The 23,085-nt window shown below is 42.0% G+C and carries 30 protein-coding genes; 8 read left to right on the top strand and 22 right to left on the bottom strand.

Annotated elements, in window-relative coordinates:
* Positions 1–216: 216 nt before the first annotated feature.
* The 11 genes from PN447_RS07660 to PN447_RS07610 all read right to left on the bottom strand — a co-directional run bounded on the left by PN447_RS07660 (position 217) and on the right by PN447_RS07610 (position 9,867).
* Entirely contained in the window at positions 217–1,740 is a 1,524-nt protein-coding gene (locus tag PN447_RS07660) for an ABC transporter ATP-binding protein/permease (RefSeq protein WP_271762114.1), read from the bottom strand.
* 5 nt (positions 1,741–1,745) lie between these two features.
* Entirely contained in the window at positions 1,746–2,048 is a 303-nt protein-coding gene (locus tag PN447_RS07655) for a hypothetical protein (protein WP_271762112.1), read from the bottom strand.
* Entirely contained in the window at positions 2,048–3,424 is a 1,377-nt protein-coding gene (locus tag PN447_RS07650; protein WP_271762110.1) for an Ig-like domain-containing protein, read from the bottom strand. Before PN447_RS07650 ends, PN447_RS07655 begins: the two co-directional genes overlap by 1 nt.
* Before the next feature lie 518 nt (positions 3,425–3,942).
* Positions 3,943–5,460: an AAA family ATPase gene (locus tag PN447_RS07645; protein WP_271762109.1), complete on the bottom strand. Its 1,518-nt coding sequence runs from the start codon at positions 5,458–5,460 to the stop codon at positions 3,943–3,945.
* A 139-nt stretch (positions 5,461–5,599) separates the two neighbouring features.
* On the bottom strand, positions 5,600–6,106 hold the full coding sequence (locus PN447_RS07640) for a YceD family protein (RefSeq protein WP_271762107.1): 507 nt from the start codon (positions 6,104–6,106) through the stop codon (positions 5,600–5,602).
* A gap of 172 nt (positions 6,107–6,278) precedes the next feature.
* Positions 6,279–6,800: a Jag family protein gene (locus tag PN447_RS07635; protein WP_442867085.1), complete on the bottom strand. Its 522-nt coding sequence runs from the start codon at positions 6,798–6,800 to the stop codon at positions 6,279–6,281.
* On the bottom strand, positions 6,800–7,942 hold the full coding sequence (yidC, locus tag PN447_RS07630; protein ID WP_271762105.1) for a membrane protein insertase YidC: 1,143 nt from the start codon (positions 7,940–7,942) through the stop codon (positions 6,800–6,802). The genes PN447_RS07635 and yidC overlap by 1 nt, the downstream gene beginning before the upstream one ends.
* A gap of 234 nt (positions 7,943–8,176) precedes the next feature.
* A complete protein-coding gene (locus PN447_RS07625; protein ID WP_271762103.1) occupies positions 8,177–8,572 on the bottom strand; it encodes a PH domain-containing protein in 396 nt (131 codons plus the stop codon).
* The gene (rnpA, locus tag PN447_RS07620; RefSeq protein ID WP_271733438.1) at positions 8,559–8,963 is read right to left on the bottom strand and encodes a ribonuclease P protein component; all 405 of its coding nucleotides are present in this window, start codon (positions 8,961–8,963) and stop codon (positions 8,559–8,561) included. Before rnpA ends, PN447_RS07625 begins: the two co-directional genes overlap by 14 nt.
* Positions 8,964–8,984: 21 nt before the next feature.
* Complete coding sequence (gene rpmH / locus PN447_RS07615; RefSeq protein ID WP_271733439.1) at positions 8,985–9,119, bottom strand: 50S ribosomal protein L34; 135 nt, start codon at positions 9,117–9,119, stop codon at positions 8,985–8,987.
* 196 nt (positions 9,120–9,315) lie between these two features.
* Positions 9,316–9,867 (bottom strand): DUF2808 domain-containing protein, encoded by a 552-nt coding sequence (locus PN447_RS07610; RefSeq protein WP_271762101.1) that lies wholly within the window; start codon positions 9,865–9,867, stop codon positions 9,316–9,318.
* A gap of 625 nt (positions 9,868–10,492) precedes the next feature.
* Here PN447_RS07610 and PN447_RS07605 point away from each other — a divergent pair.
* The 4 genes from PN447_RS07605 (at position 10,493) to PN447_RS07590 (ending at position 14,759) form a co-directional block, all read left to right on the top strand.
* Positions 10,493–11,659, top strand: a complete 1,167-nt coding sequence (locus tag PN447_RS07605) for a Re/Si-specific NAD(P)(+) transhydrogenase subunit alpha (protein ID WP_271762099.1) — start codon at positions 10,493–10,495, stop codon at positions 11,657–11,659.
* A gap of 61 nt (positions 11,660–11,720) precedes the next feature.
* On the top strand, positions 11,721–12,014 hold the full coding sequence (locus PN447_RS07600) for an NAD(P) transhydrogenase subunit alpha (RefSeq protein ID WP_271733442.1): 294 nt from the start codon (positions 11,721–11,723) through the stop codon (positions 12,012–12,014).
* A complete protein-coding gene (locus PN447_RS07595; protein ID WP_271762098.1) occupies positions 12,011–13,420 on the top strand; it encodes an NAD(P)(+) transhydrogenase (Re/Si-specific) subunit beta in 1,410 nt (469 codons plus the stop codon). The genes PN447_RS07600 and PN447_RS07595 overlap by 4 nt, the downstream gene beginning before the upstream one ends.
* A 475-nt stretch (positions 13,421–13,895) precedes the next feature.
* Positions 13,896–14,759 (top strand): acyl-CoA desaturase, encoded by an 864-nt coding sequence (locus PN447_RS07590; protein ID WP_271762097.1) that lies wholly within the window; start codon positions 13,896–13,898, stop codon positions 14,757–14,759.
* Position 14,760: 1 nt separating this feature from the next.
* Here the strand turns inward: PN447_RS07590 and PN447_RS07585 are convergent, their stop codons facing one another.
* From PN447_RS07585 to petN, 3 genes are read right to left on the bottom strand one after another with little or no spacing between them, the layout of a single operon-like run.
* Positions 14,761–14,895 carry a hypothetical protein gene (locus PN447_RS07585; RefSeq protein WP_271762095.1) on the bottom strand — a complete coding sequence of 45 codons (135 nt, stop codon included), beginning with the start codon at positions 14,893–14,895 and terminating at the stop codon, positions 14,761–14,763.
* Positions 14,896–14,924: 29 nt separating this feature from the next.
* A complete protein-coding gene (locus tag PN447_RS07580; RefSeq protein WP_271733447.1) occupies positions 14,925–15,086 on the bottom strand; it encodes a hypothetical protein in 162 nt (53 codons plus the stop codon).
* Positions 15,087–15,093: 7 nt separating this feature from the next.
* A complete protein-coding gene (petN, locus tag PN447_RS07575; protein WP_006195543.1) occupies positions 15,094–15,183 on the bottom strand; it encodes a cytochrome b6-f complex subunit PetN in 90 nt (29 codons plus the stop codon).
* 101 nt (positions 15,184–15,284) lie between these two features.
* Between petN and PN447_RS07570 the strand changes: the two genes are divergently transcribed.
* Both PN447_RS07570 and PN447_RS07565 read left to right on the top strand, forming a co-directional pair.
* Positions 15,285–15,728: a hypothetical protein gene (locus tag PN447_RS07570; RefSeq protein ID WP_271762148.1), complete on the top strand. Its 444-nt coding sequence runs from the start codon at positions 15,285–15,287 to the stop codon at positions 15,726–15,728.
* A gap of 87 nt (positions 15,729–15,815) precedes the next feature.
* Positions 15,816–17,159, top strand: coding sequence for a cytochrome P450 (locus PN447_RS07565; protein ID WP_271762093.1), 1,344 nt, complete (start codon positions 15,816–15,818; stop codon positions 17,157–17,159).
* A 355-nt stretch (positions 17,160–17,514) separates the two neighbouring features.
* Here the strand turns inward: PN447_RS07565 and PN447_RS07560 are convergent, their stop codons facing one another.
* The 3 genes from PN447_RS07560 to PN447_RS07550 form a co-directional block, all read right to left on the bottom strand.
* Positions 17,515–17,988: a GIY-YIG nuclease family protein gene (locus PN447_RS07560; RefSeq protein WP_271762092.1), complete on the bottom strand. Its 474-nt coding sequence runs from the start codon at positions 17,986–17,988 to the stop codon at positions 17,515–17,517.
* A gap of 124 nt (positions 17,989–18,112) precedes the next feature.
* Positions 18,113–18,325 carry a type II toxin-antitoxin system HicB family antitoxin gene (locus tag PN447_RS07555; RefSeq protein ID WP_271762091.1) on the bottom strand — a complete coding sequence of 71 codons (213 nt, stop codon included), beginning with the start codon at positions 18,323–18,325 and terminating at the stop codon, positions 18,113–18,115.
* 2 nt (positions 18,326–18,327) lie between these two features.
* On the bottom strand, positions 18,328–18,516 hold the full coding sequence (locus tag PN447_RS07550; RefSeq protein ID WP_271762089.1) for a type II toxin-antitoxin system HicA family toxin: 189 nt from the start codon (positions 18,514–18,516) through the stop codon (positions 18,328–18,330).
* 266 nt (positions 18,517–18,782) lie between these two features.
* On the opposite strand from PN447_RS07550, the gene PN447_RS07545 reads away from it, so the two are divergent.
* Positions 18,783–19,010 carry a hypothetical protein gene (locus tag PN447_RS07545; RefSeq protein ID WP_271762087.1) on the top strand — a complete coding sequence of 76 codons (228 nt, stop codon included), beginning with the start codon at positions 18,783–18,785 and terminating at the stop codon, positions 19,008–19,010.
* A 457-nt stretch (positions 19,011–19,467) separates the two neighbouring features.
* Here PN447_RS07545 and PN447_RS07540 read toward each other — a convergent pair whose 3' ends face one another.
* The gene (locus PN447_RS07540) at positions 19,468–19,773 is read right to left on the bottom strand and encodes a GIY-YIG nuclease family protein (protein ID WP_271762086.1); all 306 of its coding nucleotides are present in this window, start codon (positions 19,771–19,773) and stop codon (positions 19,468–19,470) included.
* A gap of 245 nt (positions 19,774–20,018) precedes the next feature.
* On the opposite strand from PN447_RS07540, the gene PN447_RS07535 reads away from it, so the two are divergent.
* The gene (locus tag PN447_RS07535) at positions 20,019–21,191 is read left to right on the top strand and encodes a pyridoxal phosphate-dependent aminotransferase (RefSeq protein WP_271762084.1); all 1,173 of its coding nucleotides are present in this window, start codon (positions 20,019–20,021) and stop codon (positions 21,189–21,191) included.
* A 92-nt stretch (positions 21,192–21,283) separates the two neighbouring features.
* On the opposite strand, the gene PN447_RS07530 is transcribed toward PN447_RS07535, so the two are convergent.
* The 4 genes from PN447_RS07530 to PN447_RS07515 all read right to left on the bottom strand — a co-directional run bounded on the left by PN447_RS07530 (position 21,284) and on the right by PN447_RS07515 (position 23,085).
* Positions 21,284–21,955 carry an SDR family oxidoreductase gene (locus PN447_RS07530; RefSeq protein ID WP_271762083.1) on the bottom strand — a complete coding sequence of 224 codons (672 nt, stop codon included), beginning with the start codon at positions 21,953–21,955 and terminating at the stop codon, positions 21,284–21,286.
* Positions 21,956–21,972: 17 nt separating this feature from the next.
* Positions 21,973–22,245 (bottom strand): cation transporting ATPase C-terminal domain-containing protein, encoded by a 273-nt coding sequence (locus PN447_RS07525; RefSeq protein ID WP_271762082.1) that lies wholly within the window; start codon positions 22,243–22,245, stop codon positions 21,973–21,975.
* On the bottom strand, positions 22,200–22,364 hold the full coding sequence (locus tag PN447_RS07520; protein ID WP_271762081.1) for a hypothetical protein: 165 nt from the start codon (positions 22,362–22,364) through the stop codon (positions 22,200–22,202). Before PN447_RS07520 ends, PN447_RS07525 begins: the two co-directional genes overlap by 46 nt.
* Before the next feature lie 70 nt (positions 22,365–22,434).
* On the bottom strand, positions 22,435–23,085 hold the full coding sequence (locus PN447_RS07515; protein ID WP_271762080.1) for a matrixin family metalloprotease: 651 nt from the start codon (positions 23,083–23,085) through the stop codon (positions 22,435–22,437).

Genomic DNA, 23,085 nt, shown 5'->3' with positions numbered 1-23,085 from the left:
TCACCTCATCGTCAATGGTCAATAGTCAATAGTAATTCATAATTAAATATTGACCACTCCGATAAAAAATGTACTGGAGCAGCCAGTGTAAAATTATGGTAACTTGATGATAAAAAAAAGTGAGTGCCGCCTTACTATTGCTAATTATTCATGAAGGCTTTGATACACAGGATGCACAAAGATGCGATCGCCTCTGACTTTGCTTGTATCCCCTACCTAGCCTGATAGAACTTCCCGACGATAAGCCCATCGTGCTAGCACCCCTGCAACGACTGTCCACCATAGTAACCACAGGATATGAACTAGGGGGTGGTTGTCAAACTTAAAAATATGTTGGAAATTGACTTGACCTATCCAAGCGATTAATTGACCGTAATGATAAGCAGGGGAATAAAGAACCAATTGCTCAAACCAAGGTTGAGGAGACAAACTGGTTTTGGTTGGGTTCCATCCTACTGTTAATCCCACGAAAGCTATAACTATCAGACTCACCCACCGGACAGACTCAGATTTAAAGAGATACCCCAAGGTGAAGCTGAAAATAGCAAAGGGAACAATGGCTAATAGTAGGATTACACTTAACCAGAGCATCCAGGGTTCAAATGCTAACGCTGGTTTGTGATGTACCAAACTCTCCACTTCTGCGGTAATCAGAGATAATCCACTTATTGTTAAAGCCAGCAATGAAAAAATCCCTACTTTGGCTGCAAGATAGGTTGTAAAGGGTAGTGGCGTGATTCGGATGAGTTTTAACCAACCGCGATCGCGTTCTGAGGCAATTTTCAAACAGAACTGAGCAATACAAAGATAAAGAATCAAGGCACCTAAATAAATTGATACATTGGATTGGAAGGATTCTTGGCTAGTTTTATTAGAGTAGCCAATGGCAATAGCTGAAATAGCACTCCCCAGCACAGTATCGATTTTCCGAAAACCTTGTAACATCTCAGCATAGAACTGTCCCCAAAAGGCTTTGGAATTGCTGATAAAATTGTTTTCTTGATAGTCACTGCTAGCTGGAGAATGTTGCGGAGAATTGTCTGTGCTGTTAACAACAGCTAGAAGGTCTTGATAGCGAGGTGAGGAAATTTCTTGAATTTTTCCATGACTTGGTTCTAATATCAGTTCCCGTGTCACTAAATCAGCAATTTCATCACAATCTTGTTGACTATGGCTAATGGCGATAATGGTTTTTCCTTGGCTATGGAATTCTCGAACTTGCTTCCAGAAATTTTCACGAGCCTCTTGACTAAGATTATTAGTAGGTTCATCAAGAATGAGTAAATCTGGGTTTCCCACAATCGCTAATGCAAAATATAAAGATTGAGCTTGTCCCCCAGCTAAGGTGGTTGCATAATCGTTTTGTTTTGTGTCTAAACGCGATCGCTTAATGGTATCTTCAAGTTCCAGGGGTTGGGGATAGTAACTCCGAAATAGCTGAATAGTTTCTTTGACAGTCAGATATTCCACAGGTTTTGCCCGTTGTAACATCGTCCCCAGTCTTAAATGAGATTTCGGATCTTCTGGTGATTTACCAAAAACTTCAATAGCCCCCTGATTGGGAGATTGTAATCCACACAACAAGTTTACTAAGGTAGTTTTTCCAGAGCCATTATCCCCACGCAGTAAAATAAATTCTCCGCACAGAATATCTAGGTTAATATCGTCTAAGACGTTCTGCTTTTTTTGATTAATCACATAGGTTTTTGTAACATTCCGCAGCTTGATAACTGATTTCATGATGATTATTGAAAGAAATTAAGAAAATCAATTTTTTCGATAACAAACCAAATTCCTGCTCCTGCAAGTAAAGCTGGTACCACTGGAATTCCTAAGAAAGTTATTAAGGTTAAACTGACTATTCCAGCTATTACCATTATGGGCGGTGGAAATGGTGGTGGTGGTGGGGGACAATTTGAGTTAATGCAAATTTGGTGAGGAAGTAAAGCTAAAAACAAAACAAAAATTGCAATTCCTCCCACAATTTTGACTAAGGATGGGGGAAGTCCGAATATTTTTTTTTGGTTTTCCATGATAAAAATGTTCATCAATTTACATTTTCAACGAACCAGCAATATCCCCAGGCTACCGCACTTCCGATACCAACTGCGAATGGCGGGGGAACCGTTAATGCAGTTACGCCAACGGTAGTGACGCTTCCAACGATGGCCGCGTCTTGTGGACTACACAAGGGTTTCACCTCCACACTGGCCGTATCTGTTTTACTGGAATCAGCAAAGGATTTCACGGAGATATGTGCTGTACCTTTTTTTTGTCCGGTAATTACACCATCCTGGTTCACCTCAACTATTTTGGGATTATCGGATTCCCAGGAAAGTTCTTGATTAAAATCCCCTTTTCCTTCCAACTTGACTTTAAATTGAAATTTATCACCGTTTATTCCCAGTTTTTTTTCTCGTGGTTCCAAGTGGAGACCCGTGATAATGGGTTCTGAAACTTTTAATACAAACGCAGTAGACTTGTTGGGATCTAAATTCGATATCCCAACAATCTTGGTTGTTCCAGGATTGAGCGCTAATAGTTGACCTTGGCCAGAAATGCTAGCAATAGTGGGAACCTCAGATGACCAAGATACGGTGTGATCGGCTGGAGTACAGTTACCTTGACATTCAACATTAAATTTTACCGTACCTTGTGTGCCCACATAAAGCTGCTCTGGTTTATTCACCAATTGAATGGCTTTGATTTGAGGTGGATTTTCTAAAATCTCTACCGGGATAGTCTGGGTGAGTCGTTCATCTTTGTTCCACACTCCTGTGATTTCAGTTTTTCCGGGTTTTAAGGCTTTTACCTGATTAGAGCTATCAATTTCAAGCAGGCTATGATTATTAATCTTCCACGAGAGAGATTTATCTTCTAACCAGCTAAGACCCTCAATTTTGACTTCTAATTTACGGGTTTCGCCTGCTTTGATCCGTAACTGTTGGGGGTTAACGGCTAACTTGGGTAAAACTTCAACTGGAATACTATAGGCTGGTAGATTGTTTCCTTTAGATTGATTTTCTTGAATACCAAACTTAACCTGCACTTCAGTTTTTCCCACTGACCTAGCTAGAACATGAGCTTGATTATCTTGTTTTTGGATTGCTACATTGGAGTTACTTGAACTCCAATCAAATTTTGGGGTATTGGAACCAATATTGCGTATTTGAGCGGTGAGGGTGGCTTGCTCACCTAATGTAATCTCTAAATGTTCAGGGTGAACAGAAGTTATCCAGCATTCTGTTTGTTGACCTTGCTGCCACCATAGGATAGGATCGCAGCTCTGTTGAGAAATGATAGTGTAAGCTACTAGAGATACTGTCCAGAGGATAAATATACCAATAAGTATTCGCGATCGTCGGAATAGACTCTCCAGAAAATTCGGCTTAACCGAAGAACTTGAGGGAGCTTGAGAAGTCATGAGAAACTCTCATTATTAAAGTTTGCATCCACAGTTTGATTACATTAGGACTTACGCAAGATTGGACTAAAAACCTGCTTCTGATGTAGGGGTGATTCATGAATTACCCCTACTTTCGTTCTGTTTTGCGTAAGTCCTGTACATACCATATCATTACTTGCTGTATCAGGCTACTCTTAAATTTCGCAGTACCATTGTGCTAGGTTTTCCGAAAGATTCCGAGTAAATATGTAAAAAAATATGACTTTATTAAGTAGGGTTTTCCATTTTCAACCCAAGGTTTCCAGGTAAGTGTATGCCTATATATATACATCCCCAATAAAGAATGTGGAGGGGTGCCATTAAAATTCTGTACAAACGTTGGGAAAAATTATTAAGTAGGTCAAAATTCAGCAACGTAAAATGTGGATAGGGATTGCTTCACTCCACTTCGTTCCGTATGGCTAACGCCAAGCTTCGCTAACGCAATGACGTTTTATCTTTAATTAAGTACGTTGACCTACTTAACATCCGAATGATTAATTACGTAACTTACCGAAAGTATCACCCAAAATATTGTGTTTCGAGGCTAAACGCGCCCTCCCAGATGCAGCCCATTCTTGTAATTGTTGAATTTGTTCCACAGCTGTTCGCGCCAGGGGTATAATCTGGCTGGCAGCTTCGAGAATATCATCAGTAGTAAAATCGCGGTTTTGACTAAATCCAATGTGCATTGCTTCAATCAAAGTTTGCTCAATTTCGGCTCCTGAAAAATCCGGTGTTTCATAAGCTAGTCTGTCAATATCATAACCTTTCAAGTTATGGGGACGCAGTCGGGATAAATGAACGTTAAAAATTGCTTTTCTTTCATCTTGAGTAGGTAAACCCACAAAGAAAATTTCATCAAATCGCCCTTTACGCAACATTTCTGCTGGTAGGGACTGGATGTCGTTAGCAGTGGAAACAACAAATACAGGTGAGGTCTTTTCAGCTAACCAGGTAATAAAAGTACCGAACACACGGCTAGTAGTACCTGCATCACCTTTACCACCCAGTCCGGAAAAAGCTTTATCAATCTCATCAATCCACAATACACAGGGGGCGAGGGCTTCCGCTACCTGAATCATTTGGCGAGTCCGTGATTCTGATTCACCCACTAAACCACCAAATAAGCGCCCCACATCTAAACGTAACAGGGGTAAATGCCAGTGATGAGCGATCGCTTTTGCTGTTAAAGATTTACCTGTTCCTTGAATACCTAACAACATTAAACCACGAGGGTGGGGTAATCCGTACTGTCGCGCCTTATCAGTAAACGAGCCTCCCCGACGCAGTAACCAATCTTTGAGGTTATCTAGTCCCCCTATATCAGAAATTTGCTCAGTGGCTGGGTAAAAGTCCAGGATTTGGGTTTGGCGGATAGTTTGGCGCTTTTCCTCTAAAACTAAGTCTACATCCTCTGGTTGTAATTCTCCATGGGATGCGATGGCTCGAGCCAAAACCCGCCGTATCCGTTCCATGGACAGACCTTGACAGGAACGCACCAAGTCATCGATAACTTTCACCGATAGGGAATTATTACCAGTGCTTTGTACTAACCTTTCCACCTCAGCTTTAATTTCCGGCGCTGCGGGTAAAGGAAACTCCACCACCGTGAGAACTTCGGTTAAATCGTCAGGAATAGCAACCCGGGGCGACAGCAATACCAGATTTTTCGGTTGGGACTTCAGGAGTTTAGCTAAGTTGCGAAGTTTGCGGGCGATGGCCACATCATCTAAAAATCGATGATAATCACGTAAAATCAAGACAGCAGGGGCAGAAGCTGGCAACTTTTCCACAAATTCCAAAGCTTGCAACGGGTTACGCTTGCCAAACCCTGTATCATTGGGGTTTCCCTGGTAGCCATCCACAAAATCCCAGGTGTATACAGGACGGTTTCCTTGGTTTGTCGCTTCTTCCCGGATTGCGGCTTCTACCCGTTCCTCCTCATAAGTGGGGATATAAATCAAAGGGTAGCGCGCGCGTAGCAACAATTTAAATTCTTCACGAAAGTTCATAATTTTTCAAAACTTAAAAATATTTATTTAAAAAACCCGGCTCTCAGAAACCGGGTGTATTGATCAATGTCTTAAGTTAGGATGAACTAATAAATCGTTTTTCAGGCTGATCACAAGCACTACAACTTAAAACATTTACTCACCCCGGAAGTTGCTTTTTTAACGCTTCCAAAGAAGCCCAACGACTATCAACAGGTTTGTCTGAACTATCAACCTTACCAGTCAAAATACCCGGACAATTGAGGTTACAAAGCTGGCGCTGAGGCAATTCCAAGCACATCTGCTCATATAACCACTCACTCGGATAAAAATAACCATCAGGTGAGAGGGTTTCCAGCAAATCTTCCATCACAACTTCCCTCTCTAAAGGTATATCCTGTATTTGATTAGCGGCTTCATCTAACCAAATAACTTCTTTGGTATTCACTATTAAACGATGGTTATATTGCTGCAAACAGCGGTTACAAGTACAAGTAACAATTGTTTCGGCTTTGCTAGATACTTCTAAGTAATTGCCATGATGCTCTATCCGCAAGCGACCACGAACAGGTGTTAAGCTTTCCAAACCGGGGAGAAACTCTTTAACTTCGATTTCCTCTCTCCGCTCCGGCGCTTTGGTAAGTTGCGGGATAAAAATTGCGTCCATAGGATTTTGATATAATCACGAACAGTTATATTTTGCTGTCACAAAAACCATAAAGCCGTCCCAGAAGGACGGGGTTTTTAACCCAAATTTCTCATAACTCTGTTTTAGCTTTTGAACAGAAGAGAAATTTTGTATTTACAAGGTTTTTATGATATAATCCGTTTTTACCTGATTATTCAACTGTCGGCGCTGGACAGACCACCAAATGACGGTGCGGCTCTCGTCCACGGCTAAAAGTTTGCAAATCTGCAAATTCTTGGAAGAAAGAATGGATTTGCCGCCTTTCAGCTGCACTGAGAGACTTTATTTCTACTTCCATACCGGAAGCGCGTACTTCCTCTGCTGCTGCTTGTGCCAAAGCGCGAATTTCCCCTTGTCTTTTGCTGCGGTACCCATTCAACTCAATGGTATAAGAGGCTTGTGACCCTGGGGGCTGGTTGAGGTTTAGCACCGAGTTGGCTAAATACTGAATCGCATCTAGCACTGAACCATTAGCGCCAATTAAAACTTGGATTTGTTTCTGGGTCAGGTTAGTTTCATCAATAGTCAACCAGTAGCTATCTATTTCTGGGGAATTGTCAAATTGAGAGCGGTCAGTTTCTAAATTCCCTTGAATCTCCGCAGGTGTTCCTGTTAGTCCCAGCAGGGTTTTTAACCACTGCTGCCCTCTGTGCATCCCACTGTCAAGCATCATCAACCTGTAGTCTTTTTCTTAGAACTTTTGGGCTCAAATGGTAAACTTCTCTGTTCTGCTGCGGCTTCTTTCTCTTGGGTGGCTACAATTTCCTGTAGTCCCTCTGGTAGAGGTTCACGGGAGAGAATATAAGTTTGGGCAGTTTGGAAAATATTACCAATCACCATATACATTAATACCCCAGCTGGTAGGGGGAAGAACAAAAACATTCCAGAAAATATAACTGGTGTGATTTTGTTAACTGTATCTTGTTGCGGGTTACCACCACTAGAATTCTGCCCGGAAATCATTTGGCTGACATAAAGGCTGATGCCAAAAAATATGATCATCGAGACAATATCCCAGTGGACTTTACCATCAGGATCTATAGCACCAACTCTACCCAAAGCTTCTATAAACAAAAATCCTTTTTCTGCTGCTAGTCCGGGAATTGAGCCTTGAATGGTCACGTCTCCTGGTTCCAAGGCTTCTATATTGCCCTGGGCATCTATTTTGACCCTCTCTTCCCCTTTCATGACTTTCCATTGAGGAACCAGGTTATTTTCTGGATGTTCTGCTAAAAGCGTCTGAAATGGTTTGCCCTCAAGAGTTTGATATTGGATCTTAGTTTTTTCTCCTACGGCTAATTTGTTACCCCCGGGTAGAATGGCTGTGATCCGAAGGTGTTCTCCATCAGCAATGTAGATGTTTTGGGGAGCAGTAGCAAAGGCCTGGGGTTGAATTCGCTCAATTTGTTCAGCCGGAAAAATTTGCAGGTTAACGCTGTAGTTGGCACCAGCAAAAGGTGAACCCCGCAATGTGGCAAACAGCGCTAATAATACTGGCATTTGCAGTAATAGGGGCAGACATCCTGCTAATGGGTTACCAAATTCTTTTTGGACATTGACCATTTCCTCTTGCTGCTTTTGCTGATCGTCCTTATAGCGCTCTTTAATTTCTGCCATCCGCTTCTGCATCAGAGGTTGCACAATTCGCATTTTCCGCATATTACGAATTGAACCAGCACTCAGGGGATAGAGCGCGAAGCGGATTATCAATGTCAAGGCAACGATCGCCAATCCATAGCTAGGCACAATCCCATAGAAAAAATCTATGATTGGCAGCATCACGTTGTTTGAGAGAAACCCGATACCAAAATCCATTATTCTGAATTCAACCTGAGTTACTGTAAACTAATCTGAATGTGACATACTCCTACACTTTTGTGCAGGCTGCCCAGAGAATCCCGCTGTTGCACAGGAGGCTCTCGGCTCCAAGAACGGAATGCCATCCCGCTCTATTTTTTATATTTATAGCTTACTAGATTAAAGTAAATGTTACCTTCGCTAGTCCCTACTATTTTGTAGAAACGCGACGAATCGCGTCTCTATTACTCCCTATTGCTTGTTAGCGGCAGCGCTATATAGGGGATTTTTAGCTTTAACTCTTTCATTGATGTAGTCATAAGTCTGGCGGAAATTAGGAACAGCCCGCATTTCTAGGCGACTACCATTTCTGAGGGTTAATACCATATCTCCCCAAAAGCCAATTCCACGGGGAATTTTGACAATTTTCACAATCTCTGAATAAATGATATCCGTGCGATCGCCTCCTCTCCAACCTCCCGTTACGGAAATCCGGCGGTCAGTGATGCGGAAACGTAGCCATAATGCTCTGACAATGGCTCCCACAGTCAATGGTAGCCCGACAACAGTTAGTCCAATCAACACATTGAGGATTAAGTCCCCGATGTGGGGGCCTCCCTCATAATAAACTTCTTCACGAATGCCCATCAAACACCTCAGCTTTTACCAACAACTCTTTTAATTCTTGCAGAAATTGCTGGCTTACGCACTGAGATTCTGCTGCTGCTGGTTTGACAACAATGACTAGCCGCCAACCTGGAAACAATTTTGGCAATAGCTCATGCAGTGCAGCTGTAATCTGGCGTTTGATCCGATTACGAATTACTGCTTTTTTGCTGACTTTTGTGCTAATGGAAACGCCAAATTTTGTGCTCGATAGTGGCTGCTCACTGATTACAGTATCCAAGGAAGGCTTTTTCAAACCTGAAGGTTTTAAAGCTCTCAATGTGAAATGAGAACTGTGACGACGAATTCCTTCCCGGAAAACTGCTTGGAAATCTTTTCGAGATTTTAATCGATTTGCTTTGGGCAAAGCCACATCTGGTCTTCTTGAAATTTCCTAAACGCTCAGACGATGACGTCCCCTTTTTCTTCTGGACCGGATCACATTTCTTCCTGTTGGTGTCTGCATCCTAGCCCGAAAACCAGAAGTTCTTTTTCTTTTACGGCAAGTGCCGCCCAGGGTCCTCTTCATCCCGTTCTCCTCTTAGGCGATTTTTATAAAAAGTTACAATCGCTTACTATATCACTTCCAGAACTAAAAATGATATTTTTTTTAAATGTCCTCAACAATTAATCAGGCGGGTTAATGAAGACCATCGTTGATAATTAAGCAAATCTGTGATATCTTCCGTAGCGTAGCCATACCCGCCCTTAGTAAAAATCCTTGCTTAAGAGATACTCAAAACCCAGGTTCCCACATAACGCTCTAAGGGTAAATCTCCAGGAGAGAGAATTTGACAGTTAAAATAATACATCCCGCCAAAACTCGGTGTTTTGACATCTGACAGGACTAACTCAACTTCTCCTCCGGCTGCTACCGGCTTTTGGGGGAAAATTTCTATACGGCGAGCTTCTTTGTTCCATTTGACTTCATCTAGAGGAACTTTTTGACCTTTGACTTTGACCTCCACTTTGTTCGGGTCGAAACTTCCTTCGTAATAATCTGGGTAGCTAACCACAAACTGAGCTGCGGCTAAGTTCATTTTTTTGGCTGGTATTCGCAGTCTGAATCGCTCCCAGCTATTAGCTTGTCCGCCAAAGTCTAATCTAAAGGGAAGCTGATTTTCACTTTTAACGCCGCCAAATAGGGTCAGTCCCGGTAAGCCTTGAGCTCCAGTTATGACTGGAAACCCAGTCAACAAAGAGCTAGTGACGGCTAGAGCCGAAACAAGCCTCACAAGCAGTTGACGATCAGAACCGGGAAATTGTAAATTTTGCATAGTCTAGGCTTCCTCCACCAGAAAACAGGTTAGTGATATAAAGTAAGTCTTGAGTCCTCTTAACTCAACTTTACTACTGACACCCTGGTAATTGACGTTAAATTGAAGCAAAAAGTGCCATCACTCTTGAAAGCTTGAGTTTTACTCAAAATATAGAAATCCGGTTTGGTTTCTGAATTTTAGACTAAGTAAACTTGATTTTGTTGCTAAATATGTCTAAATACATCTAATTCCAAAGGTTTTGTGATAAAAACTGATCTATCTAGTCAGCGATTGGGCGGATCGCAGTGCTGGGGGTATTGGCCAATCAAGGGATAGATTGAGGAAAATGAGCTTGATTCAAAGCAGCAATCATTAAAAAATAACGCTAAAAAAATATGTAAAGAAAGAATACTAAAATTTTGCAATGCCTAAAACAAACTAAAGAGAAAGATGCAAAATTAGTAATCAATTTAGGATTTGTAATATGTGAATCTATTTGTGACTATCGGCAAGTGTCAAATCTGCCAGGGGCGAAGTGAGGCTAGAACACAGAAAAGCAAAAGTATTTAAGGGTTTATCTACCAGGAAAAGCCATCTCAGACAGTGACGCCCAAAAAAGAGGTATTTATCTCCAGGAGATTTCATGAAAATAGCAGTTGCTAAAGAAATTGAAGTTTGTGAACGACGTGTGGCATTAAATCCTGACACCGTTACCCGGTTAGTGAAACAAGGTTTGGAAGTATGGGTAGAAAAAGGTGCGGGAGAAGGCTCTTTTTTTAGCGATTCTGCCTACGAAGCAGCAGGAGCAACAGTTATAACTGATACAGCTAAATTATGGAGTGAAGCAGATATTGTACTCAAAGTTAGCCCACCAAAAGAGCGAGAAAATGGCGGCTCAGAAATAGAGTTACTGCGACATGGATCTGTGTTAATCAGTTTCCTTAATCCTTTGGGAAATCCCGCGGTAGTACAGGAACTGGCAAATCGGCACATTACAGCTTTGAGTATGGAGATGATCCCCCGTACGACCAGGGCGCAAAGTATGGATGCTTTGTCTTCCCAAGCTTCACTAGCAGGATATAAAGCCGTATTAATTGCGGCTGCTGCATTACCTAAATATTTCCCGATGCTGACCACAGCCGCAGGCACTATCGCCCCAGCTAAAGTATTTATTATGGGGGCTGGTGTAGCGGGATTGCAAGCGATCGCCACAGCCAGACGCTTAGGTGCTGTAGTAGAAGCCTTTGATATTCGTCCCGCAGTCAAAGAAGAGGTGCAAAGTCTGGGGGCGAAATTCGTCGAAGTCAAACTGGAAGAAGAAACCACTGCAGCAGGCGGATATGCCAAAGAAATTTCCGAAGCTAGTAAACAACGTACCCAGGAAGTTGTGGCGGAACACGTGAAAAATGCCGATGTCGTGATTACCACCGCCCAAGTACCCGGGAGAAAAGCACCAAGACTAGTAACAGAGGAAATGGTAGCACAAATGAAACCGGGTTCAGTAATTGTAGATCTAGCAGCCGAACAAGGGGGTAACTGTGCTTGCACCCAAGCAGGTAAAGATATTCTCTGGAATGGCGTGACGATTATTGGCCCCATCAATTTACCCTCATCAATGCCAGTTCACGCTAGCCAGCTGTATTCTAAGAACTTAACATCCTTGCTGCAATTATTAATCAAAGATAAAACTTTACAAGTAGATTTTGCTGACGACATCATTGATGCGGCTTGCATTACCCACGCCGGGGAAATTCGCAATCAAAGAGTGCAGGATGCGCTAAAAGCTTTGATCCCTCAAATCGGCACTTAACTAACCGCCCCTCAAAACCTATCTGTGTGCATCTGTGGTTAAAAACAGGAGATTTCAGTTCATGACCGAAGCATTACTCGCTGCTTTATTTGTATTTGTTTTGGCATCCTTTATTGGCTTTGAGGTGATCAACAAAATCCCACCGACTTTACACACCCCCTTAATGTCAGGCTCCAATGCCATTTCTGGTATTGCTGTATTAGGGGCAATTGTAGCTGCTGGTGCTAAAGATACCAGTATATCAGTAATTCTCGGTTTAATTGCTGTGGTACTAGCGACAGTTAACGTTGTCGGTGGTTTTCTCGTCACAGATCGGATGTTGCAAATGTTCAAGAAAAAGGAAGTTAAGGCGTGAGCGATTTTCTACCAACTGGGATTCAGCTGACGTACCTGGTCGCTGCATCATTATTTATCCTGGGTTTAAAGAAACTGGGTTCCCCAGCTACAGCACGTAACGGTAACGTGATCTCGGCTGTGGGGATGCTGCTGGCCATTGTCGCCACACTGTTAGATCAGCAGGTACTCAACTATGAGATGATTTTAGTGGGCTTGGCTATTGGTGCCGGAATTGGTGCGATCGCTGCTTACAAAGTCCAAATGACGGAAATGCCCCAAATGGTGGGTTTACTCAATGGTTTAGGTGGTGCTGCTTCCGCACTCATCGCCGTTGCCGAGTTCTGGCGGTTAATTGGCAATGCCCAACCCATACCTCTAGATGTAAACATTTCCATTTTACTGGATGTATTAATCGGTGGTGTCACCTTAACGGGTAGTTTTATCGCCTTCGCCAAATTGCAAGGTTTAATCAGTGGGTCACCGATTAAATTACCTTTCCAGCAACCATTTAACCTCTTCCTACTGGCTGCTTACTTAGTAGGCAGTGTCTATTTAATCATCACACCCGACAGCCTACCCATATTCTTCGCCGTGGTAGGAGTTTCTCTAGTATTGGGTGTTATGTTCGTCCTCCCCATTGGTGGGGGCGATATGCCTGTAGTCATTTCCCTATTAAACTCCCTATCTGGGATAGCAGCCGCAGCCGCAGGGTTTGTGGTCATGAACAATATGTTGATTATCGCTGGCGCACTGGTGGGCGCATCGGGGTTAATCCTCACCCAGATTATGTGTAAAGCGATGAATCGTTCATTATTTAACGTGCTGTTTGGTGCCTTTGGTGGGGAAGCGTCCGCTCCTAGTGGTGGCGGTGCTACAGGTGCTACAACCAATCAAACAGTTCGTAGCATTGACCCCGAAGAAGGAGCAATGATGTTGGGTTATGCCCGTAACGTGGTGATTGTCCCTGGTTATGGTATGGCTGTTGCCCAGGCACAGCATACTGTAAGGGAATTAGCAGATCAATTAGAACGCATGGGGGTTGATGTTAAGTATGCTATTCACCCCGTCGCTGGTAGAATGCCGGGGCATATGAATGTGTTACTCGCAGAAGCCAATGTGCCTTATACCCAGTTGTATGACATGGATGATATCAATCCCCAATTGGAAGGGGCGGATGTGGCTTTAGTGATTGGTGCTAATGATGTGGTCAATCCAGCAGCCCGCAGCGATACCAATAGCCCCATTTATGGTATGCCGATTTTGGAGGTAGATCGGGCAAAGCAGACAATTGTCATTAAGCGTGGCATGAGTACGGGTTTTGCCGGTGTAGATAATGAATTATTCTACAAAGAAAAAACTACCATGCTGTTTGGTAGCGCCAAGGATATGGTTTCTAAGTTGGTTTCCGAGGTAAAGCAGCTTTAAGGACTATTTTCAAGGGTGAGCTTGCCCTGGGAGGTATGATGTTCCTGGGGTAAGTCTTTTCTGCCAAGACGATTTCACGACAGATAAATCTAATATGCCTAATGATAGAAGCTAATCAAAATGTAAAATTTTGAAATTGAACTAAGTCTCGATGACCAAAAATGCCCGATAATCAATATTGTTGAATTTGTCCGCTGACACAGCACATTTCATCTGGGTGAGGTAAATCAATAGCTGGCAAAACTTCGCCGTCAGCGCTTAGTCGATAGCTTCTGTGGGCTAGCCATCAGCTTGCCCGCAACACTACAGTTTTACCAGAAAATGTGCTGTCAACCCACTAGATAAAAAACTGCACAAGATGGATGGGTCCAATTTTATGGATATGAGAAAAATTTAGATTTTGATTTTCAACATTTGTTTGTTGAAAACAACAAACATTAAGTAATCAGGGTGTATCATTAGTCAGTATATCTATATGTTATCAAAACAAGAACGTCAAATAGATTTTTTAGGTAATATCCCTTTTATATCAGTTCATATTGGTGGATTATTGATTTTTTGGGTAGGTTTTAGTTGGACTGCTTTAATTACTTGTTTATTATTATGGTTTGTGCGGATGTTTGGCATCACCGCTGGATACCACCGTTATTTTTCACACCGTACTTATCAAACAACACGTTTTTTTCAGTTTATTCTGGCGGTTTTAGGTAATGCTTCGGCGCAGTTAGGCCCATTATGGTGGGCTGCACATCATCGTCATCACCACAACTATGCAGATACAGAACAAGATATTCATTCCCCCGTTGTTCATGGTGGCTGGTGGTCACATATTGGTTGGGTAGTCTGTCCTCAGTATTCTCAGACTGATGAACGCAAAATCCGAGATTTTGCCAAATATCCAGAGTTACAGTATTTAAACCGGTTTCATATGGTGGTGCCTATCTTGCTAGCAATCGCTGTAACTGTCATCGGCATATTGTTTCAGATTTATCTTCCTGGCCTACAAACATCTGGTTTGCAGATGCTTATTTGGGGGTTCTGTTTAAGTACTGTCCTGGTTTATCACTCAACTTTTACAATTAATTCTCTCGCCCATATCGTTGGTTACCGTAGTTTTAATACCTCGGATAATAGTCGCAATAATCTGTTTTTAGCTTTAATTACTTTAGGTGAAGGTTGGCATAATAATCATCATTATTATCCTGCATCAGAACGTCAAGGTTTCTATTGGTGGGAAATAGATATTACTCATTACATTCTCACCCTATTATCATGGATGGGAATTGTTTGGAATTTAAGAACTCCTCCTCAAACAATTTATGACCAGTCTCATAGTTGAGCTAAAAAGTAGTAGTACCGCGGCGCGAAAGTCCAAATTCAAAAGGCTTTTTTTTGGGATGTGATACTTCCACAAACTTAGATAGACGCATAGGAAAGGGGAATGGGGCGATCGCTAAAAAATGGTGTAGGAACATGATCAAATCACGTCCCTACAAATAACGAATTATCGTCGTTTGGGAGAAGTGCGTCGCAGTTCGCGTTTTTCCTCTTCTCGGCGACGTCGATCGCGCCAATCTGCTAAGGTCAGATAACCAACCCCACCAGTCACCGCTACAAGCAGCAGCAAGGCCAGTAAGGCCAAAATATTTAGGAATGGATTTTCCACGATTCCCCTATAGTCCGTTACGTCCCCACACTACCATCGCAATTGACCAGGTAAACACAACCAAAAGCGATACCCAACCAAGTGTTAAAGTTGCCATAGTCTTACACTTTCTCAATAATTACAAAACGTCTCTAATACCCATAATAATGTCAAAGGGCTGCATAAACAAAAGCCAAGGAAACTTCAGATATGCAAACGATGGCCGAACGCCTAGAATCTCTCAAAGCTGGAATAATTTCGGCTATTTCCTTAAGTCTTGCCTTCCTAATTACCAGTCTGGTAAATACTATGGTGTTAGTACAGTATTTTCCCACACTGGCAACTCTATATACAAGTATAAATTTCCCTTGGTGGCTCAGTGGCGGAATCGCCGCCTTGTCTGGTTTCCTCTTTGGTGTTACCTACCGCTACATTATCCGCACAGATCAGAATCCCCAACTAAAATCCGGTGCTGTACTGGCTTTCGGTTTAGTGCGGGGCTTAACTCAGATCAACTCTACACAAAATATTATACCTGATTTAGTCCAAGCCGGGGAAAGTATACTTTGGTTCGCCATGGGCGCGATCGCCCTTGATACAGCTATACAAATCCGCTGGGTGAAACCTTTCCCCTCCACAAATGATAGGGAGCAACTAAACTAAGATTCATACACAATTTCTGTTCCCTCTTCATAGCGATCGCCCCTTAATACAGTCAACCGTCAACCGTCAACCGTCAACCGTCAACAGATGCAAACACCCAATCAGATTAAAACCCCCTCTTTTATCCAAAAAATACAATGGGTAGCTGACCCTGTAGGGTATATGGAAACAGCAGCTCAAGAATATCCCGATATTTTCTCCGCCCAAGTGGTGGGGTTTGGTAACAACCTGGTATTTGTTAACCATCCCCAGGGCGTGCAAGAAATTTTAACCAATGACCGTAAGAAATTTGTTGCTGCTGGGAAAGAAAATAGAATTTTACAACCCTTACTAGGTGACTATTCGGTGATTATGCTGGAAGGCGATCGCCATCGTCAGCGACGAAAATTAGTCATGCCATCTTTTCATGGCGATCGCATGCGAAACTATGGTGAAATCATCAGGGAAATTACCACCAAAGTCTGGAGCCAACTCCCCACAAACCAACCCTTCACCACCCGCACCGCCACCCAGAATATTTCCTTACAAGTTATCTTACAGACCGTCTTCGGTGTCTATGAAGGAGAACGCAGCCAACAACTGCTAAAAAATCTCTCATTAATGGCGGATATATTTCGCTCACCATTAACTTCTAGTTTTCTATTTTTCCCCTCTCTGCAAACAGATTTAGGACCCTGGAGTCCTTGGGGTAATTTTTTACGCAATAGACAAAAAGTAGACCAGTTAATTTACGCAGAAATCCGCGAACGCCGACAACAAACCGATGAGAATCGTATTGATATTCTCTCCTTGCTCATGTCAGCAAAAGATGAAAACGGTAACTCAATGACAGACCAAGAGTTACGCGACGAATTAATGACCCTGTTATTCGCCGGTTATGAAACCACAGCCACCGCCATGGCTTGGGGATTATATTGGATTCATAAACACCCCGAAATTAAAGAAAAACTGCTCCAAGAACTGCATACCCTGGGTGATACACCAGACCCCATGAGTATATTCCGGTTACCTTATCTCACCGCTGTTTGTAATGAGACATTACGGATTCATCCAGTAGCTATGTTGACATTTCCCAGAGTAGTCAAAGAACCTGTAGAACTCCTAGGATATGCTTTAGCACCGGGGACAGTATTAATGGGCTGTATGTATCTCATTCACCAACGGCAAGATTTATACCCCGAACCCAAGCAGTTTAAACCAGAAAGATTTCTGGAACGTCAATATTCCCCCTATGAATTTATGCCTTTTGGTGGCGGTGTCCGGCGCTGTTTAGGTGAAGCCTTAGCCGTGTTTGAAATGAAACTAGTATTAGCCACCATCTTATCCCGCTATGAACTCGCACTAGCTGATACCAAACCAGAAATACCCCAACGTCGGGGTGTAACTTTAGCCCCCGGTCGTGGGGTGAAGATGCTGATCAATGGAAACTAAAAGCTGCCTGGATTAGCACTTTGTAGTACCCACGTCCCCACTCGCTGGGGACATTAATCGAATGGAAACTGTTTGATTCATTTATTTACATCGCACAGTTTGATAATGTCCCCACTCCCTGGGGACATTAATTGAATTAATACTGTTAACCTCGGTGGTTGAGCGCAGTCTAAACCCAAAACCCGGTGGTTGAGCGTAGTCGAAACCCAAAACCCGGTGGTTGAGCGTAGTCGAAACCCAAAACCCGGTGGTTGAGCGTAGTCGAAACCACCTTACTCAAAGAACTAATTAACCTCGGTGGTTGAGCGTAGTCGAAACCCAGCGCAGTCCAAACCCAGCGCAGTCGAAATCAGCATTATTCAGAAGATTCCATACGAAAATTTTTATAATGTGATTCATTCTGACATTCAGCCAAAACATGAACACGATCCCAACTGCTATTCATTAAAGCAATCTTCTTACCTCGACTCCATCCCAGAACCTGCTTTTCTCGTTCAAAAACATCAACCAGATTATCAAAATGTTCAGCATAAACTAACTTTACAGGTAATCGATTTTTCGTATAATTTGCACCCAAACCATTTTGATGTTCCCATAAACGACGGGGTAAATTTATTGTACTTCCTGTATAGAAAGAACCATCAGCACATTCTAGGATATATAGATAAGGCATTATGATAAACTCCTGATGATATAGACTTCTATTGTTCCCTTCGACTTCGCTCAGGGAACATAACCCCGCTGGTTGAGCGTAGTCGAAACCCAGCGCAGTCGAAACCACGATCGCCCCAACAATCTCGAAAATCGCCTGGGGTTCTGTTAACCTCACTTCCTCCCCCTTCTATTGTTCCCTTCGACTTCGCTCAGGGAACATAACCCCGGTGGTTGAGCGTAGTCGAAACCCAGCGTAGTCGAAACCACGATCGCCCCAAAAAGCATAAGCACGGGAAGCATTATGCAGCTACATCAACATAATCACATTCGGTTTGCGGTTGAGGAATGTTTAATCCATCTTCTATTAATGCTTCTAAGTGAAAAGCAATTGCTTCTTGAATATTTTGTTTAACTTCTTCTATTGTGTCACCAACACTCACACATCCAGGTAAATCAGGCACGTAAGCAGAATAGTTTTCTGAAGCTTTTTCAATAATAATTGCATAACGCATGATCATTCCTCCAATTGTGCTTGTTTAAGAATACTTTTAAGAGTGCCAATTCCTAAATCTTTGGAATGTTTACCGGGAACAGTTACTGTTCCCAGTTTATTAGGGTGTTTATATTGACGATGACTTCCTTTAGTTCTCGACAAATACCATCCATCTGCTTCTAATATTTTGATAATTTCAGAAACTTTCATTGTTTATTTTATCATTTTTCACGTTTTTGTCTCGGCATAAAAGAATCTTGCCGATATATAGAGACTTGACCAAATTAGAAGTATACACTATGATAAAACAGTATAAATGGATGGAATAAAGCTTCTGCAATTGATACTCTCCAACTAAGGGGGATGGATTTACAAGGGTTTATTCGTAAATTAGGAAGCGTTAAGGGTTTCAGGTGTTTCGTTGCGATCGCCCTGATTCGATATAATGGTATAAATACTATCAACAACTCTTGACTATGCAGATTAGTGAAGAAATCACAATCAAAGTGAGTCCTAAAGTTGCTCAAGCCTATCAAAAAGCAACGGAACGGAAAAAGCAATCTTTGGTAATGCTAGTTAGTTTATTTTTACGAGAGGATCTGAATGAGGAAGTTTATTTTCTTGGTAAATTGATGGATGAAATTAGCGATAGAGCAGTTTCCACAAGGCTTGACACCAGAAATTTTGGAAACAATTCTGAATGAATAATCTCCCTAAATATGTATTAGATACCAATATTATTGTTAGTGCTTTATTATTTAAAAAATGCAGAATTAATCGTGAGTGGAGATGAAGATTTGTTAATTTTGAATCCTTTTCAAGAAATTGCTATTGTGACAGTTAGACAATTTTTAGAGATGGAATAATCTGGGTTGATATTGGATTTTGTTGATTCAACCAACCGAAAAGCGATCGCCTCTTACACATTATGTTCCCCAATCCTTCCGGTGTTTCCTAATATAAAAATTACCTGTTTAATACTTTCCAAACATCCTCTTAGGCGATCGCCTCTAGGTTAATATATATGCTGATTGAGCGAAGTCGAAACCCGGCGCAGTCGAAATCCGGTGGTTGAGCGAAGTCGAAACCCGGCGCAGTCGAAATCCGGTGGTTGAGCGAAGTCGAAACCCGGCGCAGTCGAAATCAGCATTATTCAGAAGATTACATACGAAAATTTTTATAATGTGATTCATTCTGACATTCAGCCAAAACATGAACACGATCCCAACTGCTATTCATTAAAGCCATCTTCTTAGCTCGACTCCATCCCTGAACCTGCTTTTCTCGTTCAAAAACATCAACCACATTATCAAAATGTTCAGCATAAACTAACTTTACAGGTAATCGCTTTTTCGTATAATTTGCACCCAAACCATTTTCATGTTCCCATAAACGACGGGGTAAATTTATTGTACTTCCTGTATAGAAAGAACCATCAGCACATTCTAGGATATATAAATAAGGCATTATGATAAACTCCTGATGATATAGACTTCTATTGTTCCCTTCGACTTCGCTCAGGGAACATATTGATTTCGTTGGTTGAGCGTAGTCGAAACCACGATCGCCCCAATAATCTCTAAAATCTCCTGGGGTTCTCTTAACCTCACTTCCTCCCCCTGATATTGTTCCCTTCGACTTCGCTCAGGGAACTTAACCCCGGTGGTTGAGCGAAGTCGAAACCACTAAAATTAGCAACATATAATATTCTTATGCACACCCTAGCCTCTCGTATGCAGGCGGTACAATCGCCAATCATTCCTGTGGTTGGGGAATTAATCCAAAATTCCCCCGGTACCATTTCTTTAGGACAAGGTGTAGTTTCCTACAACCCACCACCAGAAGCCATTCAGCTTTTACCCCAATTCTTAGCAAATTCAACTAATAATTTATACAAACCAGTAGAGGGGATACCTGTATTATTAGCAGCGATCGCCCAAAAATTAGAAACTTTCAACCGCATTATTATTAACCAAAATAACTCAATTGTAGTCACTGCGGGCAGCAACATGGGGTTTATGAACGCCATTTTAGCCATTACTACCCCCGGTGACGAAATTATCCTGAATACACCTTACTATTTCAACCATGAAATGGCCATAACCATGGCCGGGTGTACTCCCGTATTAGTAGCAACAGATGAAAACTACCAATTACGTCCCCAAGCGATCGCCCAAGCAATTACCCCCAGAACCCGCGCTGTAGTCACAATTTCCCCCAATAATCCCACAGGAGTTATTTACCCAGCAGCCGCATTACAACAAGTAAATCAAATATGTGCAAATCATCGCATCTACCATATTAGCGATGAAGCCTACGAATATTTTACCTACAACGGCGTTAAACACATTTCCCCTGGTGGTTTTGAGGGTGCAACAGATTACACCATTTCTCTTTATAGCCTATCCAAAACCTATGGTTTTGCAAGTTGGCGGATTGGCTATATGGTAATTCCCCAACACCTACTAGTCGCAGTCAAAAAGATTCAGGATACAATTTTAATTTGTCCTCCTGTGGTTTCTCAGTATGCCGCAGTAGGAGCATTACAAGCTAAACCAGAGTATTTACATAATCACATTGGGGCAATTGCCCAAGTCCGCCAAATAGTCATAGATGCCCTCAACCCTCTAGCAGGTTTATGTAATATTACTCCTGCCGATGGTGCATTTTATTTCTTCCTCAAAGTTCATACCCACATGGATAGCTTTGATTTAGTAAAAAGGTTAATTCAAGAACATCAAATCGCAGTAATTCCCGGTACAACTTTTGGGCTGAAAGATGGATGTTATCTGCGGGTAGCTTATGGGGCGTTGCAAAAAGATACAGCTAAAGCAGGTATAGAGAGATTAGTAAAAGGCTTACACAGGATAGTCAGTAATACTTGACCTATCCTGCGCCTTATGTGTAATAAGTGTCTTTGTTTGGATCCTTGATGATTCCTTGCTCAGAGGCTATTGGCGAAGTTGAGACCCGCCAATTAATCTAAAGCAAATTCTACAAACTCTAGTTGTCCAGCTAACATATTTTTATCCACCGCCGACAAGGTTTTATTATGAGAACGGGGAGAATTTAAACAGCCACAAACTAACTGGGCGACATCTGCCCGGTGAATAGTGCCAACAATACGCGGATCTTCGGTTAAAATACCATTGCCTGTTGCCGGTTCCGATTTTAAGCCACCGGGGCGAATGATAGTGTAAGTCAGCCCACTAGCAATTAAATGTTGTTCGGCCTTGTCTTTTTCCACTAACACAGGTCCCAATGTTGCTAGAGCTTGGGGAGGTAAAGCACCAGCACTATTACCAGTACCAATGGATGAAATTAAAATAAACCTTTGTACCCCTGCTTTTACTGAGGCATCAATGAGATTTTTATTACCGAGGTAATCAGCCCTTTCACCCTCGGAAGGTAAGCCGCCAATGGTACTAATTACCGTTTGGATAGGTTCATCACCGAGTATGGCAGCTTCTACATCTCTGACATTTAAAGCATCTCCCATTATAGTTTTAACACCTATTGCTTCTAGTTCAGGAGTTTCGCTTCTTAGGAGTGCTTTCACCCGGAGATTTTGCGCCGTTAAATATTTAGCAATTTCTCGACCAACGCCACGACTTGCGCCTGCGAGAAAAATGTAAGATCCAGTGGTCATATTAAGGGATTATAAATTCACTTCCTCAGCTTACAATGTAGCGAACTCATTAAACGCCAAAGTTCACCAATCACAAGCACTATGGATGTGCCGACAACTACACGCACCCAGTCCATGAAAGACAAAGGTATTGTTCTAAAGATGCTACCACCAAACTGAATAATCAATATCTGTCCCACAAAAATAGTGATAGCGATCGCCACAAATGCTTTATTCCTAGACAACCCTGTAAAGGCAGACTGACTTAATCCCAAGCATCGAGCATTAAACAAATTCCAGAATTGTAACATTTTCCTTGCTCAACTATGGTACTGGGATAAATTTTGTAAGCAGAATAGGTTCCCTCTTCAATACTGTGATTTCTAGCCTCAGCTTGAGTTATTTTTCTAACTTGTTCCGCTGATTGCATATTTTTTCACCTTATCTAGTAGAAAGAAAATACATTTTATGAACTTTTGTAAGATAAATTAAGCTGATGTTTACAGCTTTTTATACTTCCTAATAGCGTTATTCATCAAGATAATTTGTTCAGCATGAAATGATGGAGGTATCAAGCTGTGAATCCTATGTTCTAGTCCATCATGCATTACATCTGTGGGTAATTGAGAGTGATCTAATCCCAATGTATGACCAATTTCATGGGTAATAGTATTAGCAATCAAGTTAGATAATTGAGCCAAATTTAGACTTGCTTCATGGGAAACATGAAGTATTTTGTCTAAACGAACAAGAGCAATAGTAGTAACTTGCTGATGAGTAAAACTAGCAATTCCGAGATAGTCAACTGGTTGCTGGTCAGCTAATACATGGATATGGGTGAAATTATCCCCCCACTCTGTTGAATCAGGATGTTCTGAGGTCAAAAACACATTGACACTCCTAAAAGCACTAAAGACCTTAGCAAGAGCATCTGTCATAACTGCTAGTATTGTGCTATTGTCCTCAATGTCAAGAATCACTCTGGAAATATCAACCAAAATACAATGGCGAATATCGCGATTGTCTTTAGCTATTAACCATCCACAATAGGGACACACTAGCCAACTTGTTTGAACACGAGAACGACAACCTTGACAGTGAAGCTTTGCAGGTCTATCAAGGTTAATTCGTTCCCAAATCGGAACTTTCAT

The sequence above is a fragment of the Anabaena sp. CS-542/02 genome, assembly GCF_028331085.1.
GTDB lineage: Bacteria > Cyanobacteriota > Cyanobacteriia > Cyanobacteriales > Nostocaceae > Anabaenopsis > Anabaenopsis arnoldii.
This window is presented reverse-complemented; position numbering and strand designations above follow the sequence as displayed.

Bases quoted from the DNA above. Each gene is read 5' to 3' on its own strand.
- PN447_RS07660 (WP_271762114.1), bottom strand. From the start codon at position 1,740: ATGAAATCAGTTATCAAGCTGCGGAATGTTACAAAAACCTATGTGATT.
- PN447_RS07655 (WP_271762112.1), bottom strand. From the start codon at position 2,048: ATGAACATTTTTATCATGGAAAACCAAAAAAAAATATTCGGACTTCCC.
- PN447_RS07650 (WP_271762110.1), bottom strand. From the start codon at position 3,424: ATGACTTCTCAAGCTCCCTCAAGTTCTTCGGTTAAGCCGAATTTTCTG.
- PN447_RS07645 (WP_271762109.1), bottom strand. From the start codon at position 5,460: ATGAACTTTCGTGAAGAATTTAAATTGTTGCTACGCGCGCGCTACCCT.
- PN447_RS07640 (WP_271762107.1), bottom strand. From the start codon at position 6,106: ATGGACGCAATTTTTATCCCGCAACTTACCAAAGCGCCGGAGCGGAGA.
- PN447_RS07635 (WP_442867085.1), bottom strand. From the start codon at position 6,800: ATGATGCTTGACAGTGGGATGCACAGAGGGCAGCAGTGGTTAAAAACC.
- yidC (WP_271762105.1), bottom strand. From the start codon at position 7,942: ATGGATTTTGGTATCGGGTTTCTCTCAAACAACGTGATGCTGCCAATC.
- PN447_RS07625 (WP_271762103.1), bottom strand. From the start codon at position 8,572: ATGGGCATTCGTGAAGAAGTTTATTATGAGGGAGGCCCCCACATCGGG.
- rpmH (WP_271733439.1), bottom strand. From the start codon at position 9,119: ATGAAGAGGACCCTGGGCGGCACTTGCCGTAAAAGAAAAAGAACTTCT.
- PN447_RS07610 (WP_271762101.1), bottom strand. From the start codon at position 9,867: ATGCAAAATTTACAATTTCCCGGTTCTGATCGTCAACTGCTTGTGAGG.
- PN447_RS07605 (WP_271762099.1), top strand. From the start codon at position 10,493: ATGAAAATAGCAGTTGCTAAAGAAATTGAAGTTTGTGAACGACGTGTG.
- PN447_RS07600 (WP_271733442.1), top strand. From the start codon at position 11,721: ATGACCGAAGCATTACTCGCTGCTTTATTTGTATTTGTTTTGGCATCC.
- PN447_RS07590 (WP_271762097.1), top strand. From the start codon at position 13,896: ATGTTATCAAAACAAGAACGTCAAATAGATTTTTTAGGTAATATCCCT.
- PN447_RS07585 (WP_271762095.1), bottom strand. From the start codon at position 14,895: ATGTTCCTACACCATTTTTTAGCGATCGCCCCATTCCCCTTTCCTATG.
- petN (WP_006195543.1), bottom strand. From the start codon at position 15,183: ATGGCAACTTTAACACTTGGTTGGGTATCGCTTTTGGTTGTGTTTACC.
- PN447_RS07570 (WP_271762148.1), top strand. From the start codon at position 15,285: ATGGCCGAACGCCTAGAATCTCTCAAAGCTGGAATAATTTCGGCTATT.
- PN447_RS07565 (WP_271762093.1), top strand. From the start codon at position 15,816: ATGCAAACACCCAATCAGATTAAAACCCCCTCTTTTATCCAAAAAATA.
- PN447_RS07555 (WP_271762091.1), bottom strand. From the start codon at position 18,325: ATGCGTTATGCAATTATTATTGAAAAAGCTTCAGAAAACTATTCTGCT.
- PN447_RS07550 (WP_271762089.1), bottom strand. From the start codon at position 18,516: ATGAAAGTTTCTGAAATTATCAAAATATTAGAAGCAGATGGATGGTAT.
- PN447_RS07545 (WP_271762087.1), top strand. From the start codon at position 18,783: ATGCAGATTAGTGAAGAAATCACAATCAAAGTGAGTCCTAAAGTTGCT.
- PN447_RS07540 (WP_271762086.1), bottom strand. From the start codon at position 19,773: ATGCCTTATTTATATATCCTAGAATGTGCTGATGGTTCTTTCTATACA.
- PN447_RS07535 (WP_271762084.1), top strand. From the start codon at position 20,019: ATGCACACCCTAGCCTCTCGTATGCAGGCGGTACAATCGCCAATCATT.
- PN447_RS07530 (WP_271762083.1), bottom strand. From the start codon at position 21,955: ATGACCACTGGATCTTACATTTTTCTCGCAGGCGCAAGTCGTGGCGTT.
- PN447_RS07525 (WP_271762082.1), bottom strand. From the start codon at position 22,245: ATGTTACAATTCTGGAATTTGTTTAATGCTCGATGCTTGGGATTAAGT.
- PN447_RS07520 (WP_271762081.1), bottom strand. From the start codon at position 22,364: ATGCAATCAGCGGAACAAGTTAGAAAAATAACTCAAGCTGAGGCTAGA.
- PN447_RS07515 (WP_271762080.1), bottom strand. From the start codon at position 23,085: ATGAAAGTTCCGATTTGGGAACGAATTAACCTTGATAGACCTGCAAAG.